The 12,476-nt window shown below is 64.6% G+C and carries 10 protein-coding genes; 8 read left to right on the top strand and 2 right to left on the bottom strand.

Annotation, left to right across the window (positions count from 1 at the left end; translation table 11 throughout):
- The first annotated feature begins 61 nt into the window (after positions 1 to 61).
- Positions 62 to 2,170, top strand: a complete 2,109-nt coding sequence (locus EN990_RS12720) for a molybdopterin oxidoreductase family protein (RefSeq protein WP_127366038.1) — start codon at positions 62 to 64, stop codon at positions 2,168 to 2,170.
- A gap of 26 nt (positions 2,171 to 2,196) precedes the next feature.
- Here the strand turns inward: EN990_RS12720 and EN990_RS12715 are convergent, their stop codons facing one another.
- On the bottom strand, positions 2,197 to 3,339 hold the full coding sequence (locus tag EN990_RS12715; RefSeq protein WP_127366037.1) for an NAD(P)/FAD-dependent oxidoreductase: 1,143 nt from the start codon (positions 3,337 to 3,339) through the stop codon (positions 2,197 to 2,199).
- An 81-nt stretch (positions 3,340 to 3,420) separates the two neighbouring features.
- Positions 3,421 to 3,930: an Lrp/AsnC family transcriptional regulator gene (locus EN990_RS12710; RefSeq protein ID WP_164754774.1), complete on the bottom strand. Its 510-nt coding sequence runs from the start codon at positions 3,928 to 3,930 to the stop codon at positions 3,421 to 3,423.
- 72 nt (positions 3,931 to 4,002) lie between these two features.
- Here EN990_RS12710 and EN990_RS12705 point away from each other — a divergent pair, with 72 nt between their 5' ends.
- The 7 genes from EN990_RS12705 to EN990_RS12675 all read left to right on the top strand — a co-directional run bounded on the left by EN990_RS12705 (position 4,003) and on the right by EN990_RS12675 (position 12,379).
- Complete coding sequence (locus tag EN990_RS12705) at positions 4,003 to 5,211, top strand: diaminopropionate ammonia-lyase (RefSeq protein ID WP_127366035.1); 1,209 nt, start codon at positions 4,003 to 4,005, stop codon at positions 5,209 to 5,211.
- Entirely contained in the window at positions 5,208 to 6,434 is a 1,227-nt protein-coding gene (locus EN990_RS12700) for a Zn-dependent hydrolase (protein ID WP_127366034.1), read from the top strand. The genes EN990_RS12705 and EN990_RS12700 overlap by 4 nt, the downstream gene beginning before the upstream one ends.
- Before the next feature lie 33 nt (positions 6,435 to 6,467).
- Positions 6,468 to 7,634, top strand: coding sequence for a M20 aminoacylase family protein (locus EN990_RS12695; RefSeq protein WP_127370404.1), 1,167 nt, complete (start codon positions 6,468 to 6,470; stop codon positions 7,632 to 7,634).
- A gap of 393 nt (positions 7,635 to 8,027) precedes the next feature.
- Positions 8,028 to 8,201, top strand: coding sequence for a hypothetical protein (locus EN990_RS12690; protein WP_013532459.1), 174 nt, complete (start codon positions 8,028 to 8,030; stop codon positions 8,199 to 8,201).
- A gap of 97 nt (positions 8,202 to 8,298) precedes the next feature.
- Complete coding sequence (locus EN990_RS12685) at positions 8,299 to 10,392, top strand: ATP-dependent helicase (protein ID WP_127370099.1); 2,094 nt, start codon at positions 8,299 to 8,301, stop codon at positions 10,390 to 10,392.
- Between the two features lie 17 nt (positions 10,393 to 10,409).
- Positions 10,410 to 11,189: a 4-hydroxy-tetrahydrodipicolinate reductase gene (dapB, locus tag EN990_RS12680; protein ID WP_127384687.1), complete on the top strand. Its 780-nt coding sequence runs from the start codon at positions 10,410 to 10,412 to the stop codon at positions 11,187 to 11,189.
- 176 nt (positions 11,190 to 11,365) lie between these two features.
- Positions 11,366 to 12,379 carry an ABC transporter substrate-binding protein gene (locus tag EN990_RS12675; RefSeq protein ID WP_027163344.1) on the top strand — a complete coding sequence of 338 codons (1,014 nt, stop codon included), beginning with the start codon at positions 11,366 to 11,368 and terminating at the stop codon, positions 12,377 to 12,379.
- The last annotated feature ends 97 nt before the right edge of the window (positions 12,380 to 12,476 follow it).

Below are 12,476 nucleotides of genomic sequence, written 5' to 3'. Positions count from 1 at the left end.
GGGGAGATTGGCTAATCATCTGGCCCTACACGCGCCCTTTGAAACCCGCTAGTCTTGCCGCATGAACCAGCACGCCAAGCTCAGAATCGGCCATTCCGCCTGTCCGCATGATTGCCCGTCGACCTGTGCGCTCGAGGTCGAACTGCTCGACGGCAATCGGATCGGCCGCGTCCATGGCGCCAAGTCCAACAGCTACACCGCCGGCGTCGTCTGCGCCAAGGTTGCGCGTTATGCCGACCGCGTCCACCATCCCGACCGTTTGCTGAAGCCGCTGATCCGCGCCGGCGCTAAGGGCGACGGCGCCTGGAAGGAAGCGAGTTGGGAGGCCGCGCTCGACCTCGTCGCCGAAAAGTTCATTGCGGCCGAGGAGAGGTACGGCTCGGAGACGATCTGGCCCTACTACTATGCCGGCACGATGGGGCTGGTGCAGCGCGACGGCATCGACCGGCTGCGCCACGCGAAAAAGTATTCCGGCTTCTTCGGGTCAATCTGCACCAATCTCGCCTGGACGGGCTGGATGATGGGGGCCGGCGCCTTGCGCGGGCCGGACCCGCGCGAGATGGCGAAATCCGATTGCGTGGTGATCTGGGGCACCAATGCGGTGGTGACCCAAGTCAACGTCATGACCCACGCCATCAAGGCGCGCAAGGAGCGCGGCGCCAAGATCGTCGTCATCGACGTCTACGAAAACGCGACGATGAAGCAGGCCGATCTCGGCCTGGTGCTGAAGCCGGGCACCGACGGCGCGCTGGCCTGCGCGGTCATGCATGTGCTGTTCAAGGAGGGCATGGCCGACCGCGCCTATCTCTCGAAATACACCGACGACCCGAGAGGGCTGGAAGCGCATCTCGAGACGCACACGCCGGCGTGGGCGGCCGGGATCACGGGCCTGACGGTTGCCGAGATCGAGGCCTTCGCCCGCCTCGTCGGCACGACCAAGAAGACCTATTTCCGCCTCGGCTATGGTTTTGCACGCCAGCGCAATGGCGCCGTCAACATGCATGCCGCCTCGTGCATCGCGGCTGTCACCGGCAGCTGGCAATATGAGGGCGGCGGCGCCTTCCATTCCAATTCCGGCATCTTCAAGCTCAACCAGGATGTGCTCGAAGGCACCAAGATGCGCGATCCCTCGATCCGCTATCTCGACCATTCGCGCATCGGCCCGGTGCTGACCGGTGCCAGCGATGCGCTCTATGGTGGCCCGCCGGTGACGGCGATGCTGATCCAGAACACCAATCCGGTGAATGTCGCGCCGGAGCAGCGGCTGGTGACGCAAGGCTTCCTGCGCGACGACCTGTTCACTTGCGTGCACGAGCAGTTCATGACCGACACGGCCAAGCTTGCCGACATCGTATTGCCGGCCACGATGTTCCTCGAGCACGACGATGTCTACAAGGGCGGCGGCAACCAGCACATCACGCTTGGCCCCAAGCTGATCGAGCCGCCGGAGGGACCGCGCACCAACCATTTCGTCATCGAGCAATTGGCTGATCGCCTCGGTGTCGCCGACCGTCCGGGTTTCGGCCTGACCGAGCAGCAGCATATCGACATCATCCTGGGCAAGCGCGGGCTGGGCAGTTTCGAAAGCTTGAAGCAAGACAAATGGGTCGACCTGCAGCCGGATTTCGAGGCAGCACACTTCATCAACGGATTTGGCCACGCGGATGGAAAATTCCGCTTCCGCGCCGACTGGACCGGGCAGGCGGCGCCCAACCGGCCGCCCAAAAGCATGGGCCTGTTCGGCCCGGTGGCGCGGCTGCCGGAATTCCCCGACCATGTCGACCTGATCGAGGTCGCCGACGAAGCCCACCCGTTCCGGCTGACGACGTCGCCGGCGCGCAACTTCCTCAATTCGACATTCTCGGAAACACCGGTGTCGAAAGCCAGGGAGGGCCGCCCGGAACTGCTTCTACATCCCGACGATGCCGCGGCACTTGGGCTGGCCGATGGCGACCGTGTCGAGGTCGGCAACCAGCGCGGCGAAGTCGTGCTGCATGCAAAACTGTTCGACGGCATCAAGCGTGGCGTGGTGATCGCCGAAGGCATCTGGCCAAACAGCGCCCATGAGCGCGGCGAGGGCATCAACGTTTTGACCGGCGCCGACGCGCCTGCACCCTATGGGGGTGCTGCCTTCCACGACAACAAGGTCTGGCTGCGCGCGGCAAGGTGAGAGAACTCAGTTGCTCTCGCGTCAAATTATACCGGCAGGGCTTCGGCCACCTTCTTTCGGTTTCGCCTAAGACTGATGTCGTCGGCGATCTGCTCGGCCTCGATCGAGATTTCGCGCAGCAATCCGGTGACCGGACTGTGAAAGCCGATGAGATAGAGGCCAAGCTCTGAAGCCCTCGCATTGACGCCGCTGCGCTCTGGCTGAACGCCGGGCTCCAGCAATTTGGCGTAGCCGGGCCGGAAGCCGGTGGCGAAGATGATCGCATCGAACTCGCCATGCCTGCCGTCGGCAAAACGGGCGCCCTGTTCGGTGATCTCGGCAATGTCGGGTACGATCTTGATCGCACCTTCGCGGATCTTGCTCACCGTGCCGATATCGATCGTCGGAATGCGGGACGCCTCGCTGATCTGCTGCAGCATTCCTTGCTTGGGCCGCTTGAGCCCGTACTTCTCCAGCCTGCCCAACGCCAGATCGAGGATGATGGGGAACAAGGCATCGTTGATGCGCTGCGGCATCAGGCGCGCCGCCATGCCGATCATCTGGATGGGCACGCCAAGCAGTTCGCGCGGTACGATATGAACGCCGCCGCGCACCGAAATCGTCGGCCGCGCACCGCCTTCCACCAGATCGAGCGCAATCTCGGCGCCGGTATTGCCCATGCCGACGATCAGCACCGGCTGACCGGCGAAAGGCATTGCGTTGCGATAGTCGGCGCTATGCAGCTTTCGGCCCTTGAAGGTATCGGCGCCGGCAAATCCGGGCATCAGCGGCTCTGCGTTGTTGCCAGATGCAATCACAACGTTTGAAGCATGCAAGGGGCCGGTCGTCGTATCCACGAGCCAGCTTCTGCCCCGCCGGGTGATCGCCCGCACTGTTTCTCCAAATCGCGGCCGCAGATCGAAACGTTGCGCATAGGCATCGAGATAGTCGACGAAGAGATCGCGCGGCACATAACGCGGATAGTCCCTGGGGAAGGGCGCGAAGGGCAGCGAGGAAAAGCGCTTGGCCGTGTGCAAATGGACGCGCTCATAGTGGCGTCGCCAGGCGGGTGCGGCCTGCTGCTCCTTTTCCAGCAGGACGAAATCCGGCCCGCTCTGCCGCAGGCACGCGGCAATGGCCAGGCCCGCCGGCCCGGCACCGATGATCGCAACTGGGGTGGTGTCGTCCAAGCGCGCCTCCGCGGCAGAATTCACAGCCCGAGAATGTCAAAAACATGGTGGGAAAGTAAAGGCCTGCCGCGCGACAAATATTTAGACAGGCAAAGGCACCGTCAACCCTACCTTGACCCGGTCCATGGCAACGAACGTGCGGAATTTTCGGACATTGTTGCTGTCGAAGAACAGTTTTCGCGTCAGCGCCTCATAGGCGCCCATGTCGGCCACTGTGATGACCAGGATGAAGTCGGCCTCGCCGGTGACGTAATAGCATTGCTGGACCTCGGGGGTCGCCGAGAACTGCCGCTTGGCCGCGTCGATCAGTTCGGCGCGTTCGCTCTCGAGTTCCACCTCGACGAAGATGGTGATGGGGTGGCCGACCGCTGCCGGCTCGACGACAGCGACATTGCCGGCAATGACGCCGGTCTGCTCCATGCGCTTGATGCGGCGCTGCACCGCCGGCGCCGACAGGTTCACCGCCTCGCCGATCAACCGCTGCGGCGTCGTGTTGTCGCGCTGCAGGATGGCAAGGATGGCGAGATCGAAACTATCGAGCGAGGACGGCAATGCAGGCAATGGAATATCCCGGACGAAACAAACTTGCATTTAAGAGACCATATTACAGCGCTCTTTGCGTCGCTCCTGCAATATGTTCTCGCTGACCAACGGGACCGGCCAATGTTCCTGCTCAACCGCAACGCATCGCACCGCCGGCCGCTCGATCCGATCGATGCCGAAACCCTTGGCGTGGCCGGAGCCGACACAGTCGAGCGTTTTCTCAGCCACCGCGACAATCACCGGATGACGCCGCTGCATGCACTGCCGGCGCTCGCCAGCGAATTCGGACTGGGCGCCATCCATATCAAGGATGAAGGCTTTCGCCTCGGCCTCGGCAGCTTCAAGGCGCTTGGCGGCGCCTATGCCGTCTTCCGCCTGGTGCTGGAGGAGGCCGGCAGTCGCCTTGGCCGGCCCGTCGACATGGCCGATCTCGATCAGGCTGACGTGCGGGCGGTCGCCGCGGCGATGACATTTGCCTGTGCGACCGACGGCAATCATGGCCGCTCCGTCGCGCAAGGCGTGCAACTCGTCGGCGCGCGGGCGGCGGTCTTCGTCCACGCCGGGGTCAGCGAGGAGCGCATCGCGGCGATCGCCCGCTATGGCGCCGAGATGATCCGCGTCCACGGCAATTATGACGATTCGGTCAGGCAAGCTGCCCAAGTTTCGGCCGACAAGGACTGGACCGTAGTCTCCGACACCTCGTGGCCGGGCTATGAGCGCATTCCCGGCCTGGTCATGCAGGGCTATACCGCGATCGTACGCGAAGCCTTGCGCCAACTCCCTCGGACGCCGACCCACGTCTTCGTGCAGGCCGGTGTCGGCGGCATTGCCGCCGCGCTGGCCGGTCATCTGGCCATCGTGCTCGGTGACGCCAGGCCGACCTTCATCGTGGTCGAGCCGGCGCGTGCCGCTTGTGTTCTCGCAGCCGCCCAGGTCGGGCGCCCGGTCAAGGTCGCGCACGGCCAGCCGACGGTGATGGCCATGCTTGAATGTTACGAAGCCTCGCCGGTCGCCTGGCGGGTGCTGGCGCGCGCCGCCGACGCCTTCATGACGGTGGATGAGGACGAGGCCATCGCGGTGATGCGGCGGCTGGCCTGGCCGGCCGGCGGTGACCCGGTGATCGTCGCCGGCGAAAGCGGTGGTGTCGGCCTTGCCGGGCTGATCCGGGCGGTGGCCGACAACCGGGCCGATCTTGGACTTGACGGCAAATCGCGGGTGCTGGTGATCAACACCGAAGGCGCCACCGACCCGCATCGCTACGCCGAACTGGTTGGCATGAACCCGGCCGATGTGCTGGAAGGCAAGATGACAGTCGAGGCAACGGCATGATCGCCATCGATGCGCAGCGCCTGCTCGGCCGCATCCGCGAACTCGGCGCTGTTGGCCGGGATGGCGAGGGCAGGCTGACCCGGCTGGCCGCCTCAGACACCGACAGGCAGGGCCGCGACCTCTTCGTCGGCTGGCTTCGGCAGGCCGGGCTCGATGTCGCCATCGACCGGGTCGGCAACATTTTCGGCATCTGGCAAAACCCGGAAATTACCGGGCAAGCGCCGCTGCTCATCGGCTCGCACATCGATACCGTCATCGATGCCGGCATTTATGACGGCTGCTACGGGGTGCTTGCCGGGCTGGAAGTGATCGAGACGCTCAAGGCGACAGGCTTTTCGCCGTCGCGCCCGGTCGCGGTCGCCGCTTTCACCAATGAGGAGGGCGTACGCTACACACCCGACATGATGGGCTCGCTGGTCCACGCCGGCGGCATCGATGCCGAAACGGTGCTGGCGGCCGTCGGCACCGACGGCAGCGTGCTCGGTCAGGAGCTTGCCCGCATCGGCTATGCCGGCGACCGGGAGCCCGGCTTCCTCACGCCGCACGCCTATCTCGAACTGCATATTGAGCAAGGGCCGGTGCTGGAGCGCGAAGGCTTGCCGGTCGGCGCGGTGGAGAATCTGCAAGGCATCTCCTGGCAGCGCATCACCATCGACGGCGTCGCCAACCATGCCGGCACCACGCCGATGTCGATGCGCAACGATGCCGGCCACGCCGCCGCCCGGGTCATCACCTTCCTGCTCGACCGGACCAAAGCCTCGAACGCGCCGACCGTCGCCACCGTCGGCACGATCCGCTTCGAGCCGAATGCCATCAATGTCATCCCTTCGCGCGCGGTCTTCACCGTCGATCTGCGCGATCCCGACGAACAGCGCCTGCAGGCGGCGGAAGCGGCGCTTGCCGCCCATCTCGAGCAGCTTGCCGCCGCTGAGAACGTGACGGTTTCGGTCGAGCAACTGGCCCGCTTCGAACCGGTGATCTTCGACCTGCGCATCGTCGAACAAATCGAGGCCGCCGCGAAACGCCGTGGCCTCGGGGTCAGGCGCATGACATCAGGCGCCGGCCACGACGCGCAGATGCTGGCGTGTATCGCGCCTGCGGCGATGATCTTCGTGCCGAGCGTTGGCGGCATCAGTCACAGTCCTCGCGAACACACCGATGACGCAGAGCTTGTTGCCGGCGCCAACATCCTGCTTGATGTGGCCGCGCAACTGGCAAAGTAGGTCAGAAGGGGCAGAAGCAGAAGGGGCAGAAGAATGTCTGAACTCGATCGCGACGCGCTGAAGCAGGAGATGATTTTCTGGCGGCGCGATCTGCATGCACACCCGGAATTCGGCTTCGAGGAGAAGCGCACCGCCGCCTTCGTCGCCGCCAAACTGCGTGAATTTGGGTTGGACGATGTCACCGAAGGCGTCGGCGGCACCGGTGTCGTCGGCACGCTGAAGCGCGGCAGCGGCAACCGGGCGATTGCGCTGAGGGCCGACATGGATGCGCTGCGCATATCAGAACAATCGGACGCATCTTACCGGTCCGGCAATCCCGGCATCATGCATGCCTGCGGCCATGACGGCCACACCACCATGCTGCTCGGCGCGGCAAAGCTGCTGGCCGGTGAGGGCGGTTTCGACGGCACCGTGCGCTTCGTCTTCCAGCCGGCCGAGGAATGGGGCAGGGGCGCGCTCGCCATGCTCGACGATGGGCTGATGCAGCGCTTTCCCTTTGACGAGATCTTTGGCCTGCACAATATGCCCGGCCTGCCGATCGGGCATTTCGAGACCCGTGCCGGACCCATGATGTCGGCCGAGGACAACTTCGAGATCGTGCTCAAGGGGCTCGGCGGCCATGCCGCGCGGCCGCATGCGGGCAACGAGACGCTGGTCGCGGCCTGCGCGCTGGTCACCAATCTGCAGACCATCGTCTCGCGCCGGCTGAGTCCGGCCGACATATCCGTGGTTTCGGTGACCGAGCTGATCACCGACGGCACCCGCAACGCTCTGCCCGGTCTTGCCCGCATCCTCGGCGATGCGCGCAGCTTCCGTCCCGAGGTCAGCGCCGAGATCGAGCGGCAGATGCGCATTCTCGCCGAGGGCATCGCCGCCGCCTATAATGTCACCGCCGAGGTCAAGTACAGCAGGGAGTTCGTGCCGCTGCGCAACGATGCCGAACTGGTCGATGCCGCATTCGCCGCCGCCAGAGGCGTCTTCGAACCCGGCAACATCGCCGTCGCCCGCGAGCCGATGACCGCCTCCGAGGATTTCGCCCGCTTCCTCGACCATGTGCCGGGCTGCTTCGCCTTCCTCGGCAATGGCGAGGGTTCGGCGCCGCTGCACAATTCCAGCTACGACTTCGACGATGAGGGGCTGTTGTTCGGCGCGAATTTCCATGTCGCGCTGGTCAGGCAAAGGCTCGCGGCCGGGAGATGATCGCGGCGTCACGATTGTCAAACATGCGTATCGCGAGCCGGATATGGGTAGAGTCGCGGGCAGATACGCTGTTAACAAAAACAATGTTCCGATGACGCAAGGGAAAGACTCAGCTAGCCTTACTGTGCGGCGGACCTAATTATCCGCTTGGCCGGCGCTTCACTCCTCCCAAGCGGCGCCGGCCTTCTTCTCCAAAAGTTCGTCCGGGACGCCACAGCGGGTTGCGGCAGCACGCGAGCCTCGCAAAGGCCAAGTTCCGCCTCCGGTTGCCTCGAGAATGCATCGGGAGCGCCGGCGAAACCGCCCTCCATCTTCGACTGCGCGCGTGGACGATTGGCAAGGGAACCAAAGGCTGTTTCCACGGTTGGTTCTGCTCCAAAGGAGTTTTGCACCATGTTCCGTCTGCTCGTCGCCGGCGCCTTCGCCTATGTCACTTATCGCATCGCCAGGAAGATGGTCGAAAACGTGCCCGATACGGTCGACCCGCTGCTGTTGCCGCCGTCGCAACCTGATCGCGAGACCTTGCGACGGCAGTCGGCCGACATGGGTGTCGATCCGCAACGCTAGCCGCGATCCCTTCTCTTCAGACCGGCCCCAGTCCTGCATGGGTTAGGTGTGCCCGTATCGATGTTGCGAACAAAGCAGAAACGATGCTTGATGGGCGATGAACCTCGCCACCGCTGATTCGACCTTTCGGGAACCGACCGTCCAGCCTGCCTATCTCGCGCGGCTGAACGATGCCCAGCGCCAGGCCGTCGAGCACGGCGCCGGTCAGATTGCCGGCCCGTTGCTGGTCATTGCCGGCGCCGGATCTGGCAAGACCAACACGCTGGCGCATCGCGTCGCTCATCTGATCGTCAAGGGCGCCGACCCGCGCCGCATCCTGCTGATGACGTTTTCGCGCCGCGCCGCATCCGAAATGGCCAGACGCGTCGAGCGTATTGCCGGCGAGGTGCTCGGCCGCGATGCAGCCGTCATCACCGATGCGCTGACCTGGGCCGGCACCTTTCACGGCATCGGCGCGCGGCTGTTGCGCGACTATGCGCTGGAGATCGGTCTCGACCCGGCCTTCACCATCCATGATCGCGAGGATTCCGCCGACCTGATGAATCTGGTCCGCCACGAGCTCGGCTTCTCGAAGACGGAAGCGCGCTTCCCCACCAAGGGCACTTGCCTTGCCATCTATTCGCGCGCCGTCAACGCGCAGGCGCCGCTCAACGAGGTGTTGGGTTCCGCCTTTCCCTGGTGCGCCGGCTGGGCGGAGCAGCTGAAAGAATTGTTCGCCGGTTATGTCGAGGCCAAGCAGGCGCAAAACGTGCTCGATTACGACGATTTGCTGCTCTACTGGGCGCAGATGGCGGCGGAGCCCGAGATAGCAGCGCATCTGGGCGGGCGTTTCGACCATGTGCTGGTCGACGAATACCAGGACACAAATCGCCTGCAGGCTTCGATCCTCATGGCGCTGAAACCCGACGGCGCCGGGCTGACGGTGGTCGGCGACGATGCGCAATCGATCTATTCGTTCCGCGCCGCCGAGGTTCGCAACATCCTCGACTTCCCCAATCAGTTCGCGCAAGCCGCCGACGTGGTGATGCTGGAGCGCAATTACCGCTCGACCGAGACCATCCTTGCTGCCGCCAATGCGGTGATCGGCGAAGCCTCGGAGCGCTTCACCAAAAACCTGTGGTCGGAGCGCAAATCCAGCGACAGGCCAAAACTGGTGACCGTGCGCGACGAAGTCGAGCAGGCCAATTTCGTCTGCGACGCGATCCTGGCCGAGCGCGAGGCGGGCACAGCGCTGAAGTCCCAGGCGGTGCTGTTTCGCGCCTCGCATCACAGCGGGCCGCTGGAGATCGAACTGACGCGGCGCAACATTCCCTTCGTCAAATTCGGCGGCCTGAAGTTTCTCGATGCCGCCCATGTCAAGGATGTGCTGGCGGTGCTGCGCTTTGCCGAAAATCCGCGCGACCGTGTCGCCGGTTTTCGCGTATTGCAACTCTTGCCTGGCATCGGCCCTTCGGCCGCCGCGCAGATCGTCGAGACCATGACGACGGCGCTGGACGAGGCCATGGGGTTGGCCGGCTGGCGTCCGCCGCAACGCGCTGCCGATGACTGGCCTGGCTTCGTCTCGCTCTATTCCGGCCTGCGCGCCGGCGCCAGATGGCCGGCCGACCTCGAACAGATCAGGCTGTGGTACGAGCCGCATCTGGAACGCATCCACGAGGACGCGACGACGCGCCGGGCCGACCTGTTGCAACTTGAGCAGATCGGCTCGGGCTATGCCTCGCGCGAGCGCTTCCTGACCGAACTGACGCTCGATCCGCCGGACGCCACCAGCGACCAGGCTGGGCCGCCGCATCGCGACGAGGACTATCTCATCCTGTCGACCATCCATTCGGCCAAGGGCCAGGAATGGAAGAATGTCTTCGTGCTCAACACGGTCGACGGCTGCATCCCGGCCGATCTCGGCGTCGGCACCAAGGAAGACATCGAGGAGGAGCGCCGGCTGCTCTACGTGGCAATGACGCGGGCCAAGGACAATCTCAACCTGGTCATGCCGCAGCGTTTCTTTCCACATGGCCAGGCGGCGCGCGGCGACCGCCATCTCTATGCCTCGCGCACCCGTTTCATCCCGGCTTCGATCCTTGCCGCATTCCAGCAGGTGTCGTGGCCGAGCGCACAGGCAGCACAGGGCAGGGCAGCCCGGCCGGAGGTGCGCGTCGACATCGGCGCGCGCATGCGCGGCATGTGGAAATAGCCGCGGGATAGCGCTCCATGTCGAAACCACCGGTCAGGATAGCCCTCGCGGGTGCGCTGGGCCGCATGGGCCGTCAGATGGCGGACGCCGTGCAGGGCGACGCGCGGCTGGCGCTCGCCGCCCGCTTTCACCGGCCGGGCAGTGTCGGCGAAGGGCTGGTGAGCCGCGGCGAGGCGCTTGCAGTGGCCGACGTGGTCATCGACTTCACCACGCCGGCTGCCTCGGTCGACCTGGCCAGGATTTGCGCCGAGCGCGGCGGGCCGGCCCTGGTCATAGGCTCTACGGGCTTCGATGCTTCTCAATCGGCTGCGATCGCCGACGCCGCGAAAACGATTGCCATCGTGCGCTCCGGCAGCTTTTCACTCGGGCTCAACATGCTGGTCGGACTGGTCGAGCAGGCGGCGCGGGCACTCGACCCCGATGACTGGGACGTGGAGATTGTCGAGGCGCATCATCGCCACAAGGTCGATGCGCCATCGGGAACGGCGTTGATGCTGGGGCATGCCGCAGCCGGCGGACGCGGCATCGATCTGGAGACGGTCGCAAGGCGTGCACGCGATGGCGCCATTGGCGCGCGGCCTCCCGGTGAGATCGGCTTTGCGGTGCTGCGTGGCGGCAGCATCATCGGCGAACACAGCGTGAGCTTCTGTGCCGAAGGCGAGCTTGTGACCTTGTCGCATGCGGCCGGCGACCGCGTCATGTTCGCCCGCGGCGCCATTGCCGCCGCGCTCTGGCTCGAGGGACGCCCGCCCGGCGAATACGACATGCGCGACGTTCTCGGTTTCGGCGCTCCGTGACCGGCAGCCACAACGGATTCCATTTCAACGGCCGTTAAAACGACTGAAAGCCAGCTGAAAGCTTGGGCGTGCCATGAAGTCATTACGGCGTTCGCCGTGTGACCGGTGCGGGAGCGGCCGGTAAGGAGGAATGCGGCGCAGCCGGGATGGCGCGCCGCCCAAGTGGAGGAAGTTTCGTGACCGGTTTCATCTCGAAGTGCGCCCTGCGCACAGCGGCGCTAACCCTTGCTATTGCAGCCACAAGCGCCACGGTGGCTTCGGCTGCCGACAAAATCACCATCATCGTCGGCGGCATGGAAAAGCAGATCTATCTGCCTGCCGTGCTCACCCAGCAGCTCGGCTACTTCAAGGACCAGGGGCTCGATGTCGAACTGCTCAACTCGCGCGCCGGGGTCGAGGCCGAAAATGAACTGCTGGCCGGTGCCGTCCAAGGCGTTGTCGGCTTCTACGATCACACCGTCGACCTGCAGTCGAAGGGCAAATACATCCAGTCGATCGTCCAGTTCAGCCAAGCGCCCGGTGAGGTCGAGCTGGTCTCCGCCAAGCACCCGGAGATCAAGTCGCCCGCCGATTTCAAGGGCGCCACGCTCGGCGTCACCGGTCTCGGCTCCTCGACCGATTTCCTGACCCAGTATCTTGCCGTGCGCAGCGGCCTGAAGCCCGGCGACTACACGCTGCTGCCGGTCGGCGCCGGCAACACCTTCATCGCCGCCGTCAAGCAGGACCAGATCCAGGCCGGCATGACCACCGAGCCGACCATCGCCAAACTGCTCAAGACCGGCGAGGCAAGCATCCTGGTCGACATGCGCACGCCTGAAAAGACCAAGGAAGCGCTGGGCGGCGACTATCCGGCGGCGTCCTTCTATGTCCAGTCCTCCTGGCTGGAAGGCCACAAGGATGAGGCACAGAAGCTCGCCAATGCCTTCGTCAAGACGATGAAATTCATCGCCACGCATTCGGCCGAAGAGATCGCCGACAAGATGCCGAAGGATTATTATGCCGGCAACCGGGACCTTTACGTGCAGGGGCTGGCCGGCGGCAAGGCGATGTTCACGCCGGATGGCCGCATGCCGGCCGATGGTCCGCCGACCGTGCTCAAGGTTCTCTCGACATTCTCGAAGAGCCTGCAAGGCAAGCAGATCGACCTGTCGAAGACCTACACGACCGAATTCGTCGACGCTGCCAAATAGCGGCGCCAGCCTACCACTCGTTGAATAACAAGGACTTGCGCCGGCTGCTTGAATCAAGAAGGCAGCGGCGCGGCCTCCCGAACACCTGGAGATCCGT

This window comes from Mesorhizobium sp. M7A.F.Ca.US.005.03.1.1, from assembly GCF_003997975.1.
GTDB classification, from domain to species: Bacteria; Pseudomonadota; Alphaproteobacteria; order Rhizobiales; family Rhizobiaceae; genus Mesorhizobium; species Mesorhizobium ciceri.
Note: the sequence above shows the minus strand (reverse complement) of the source record. Positions and strands in the feature narration are given on the sequence as shown.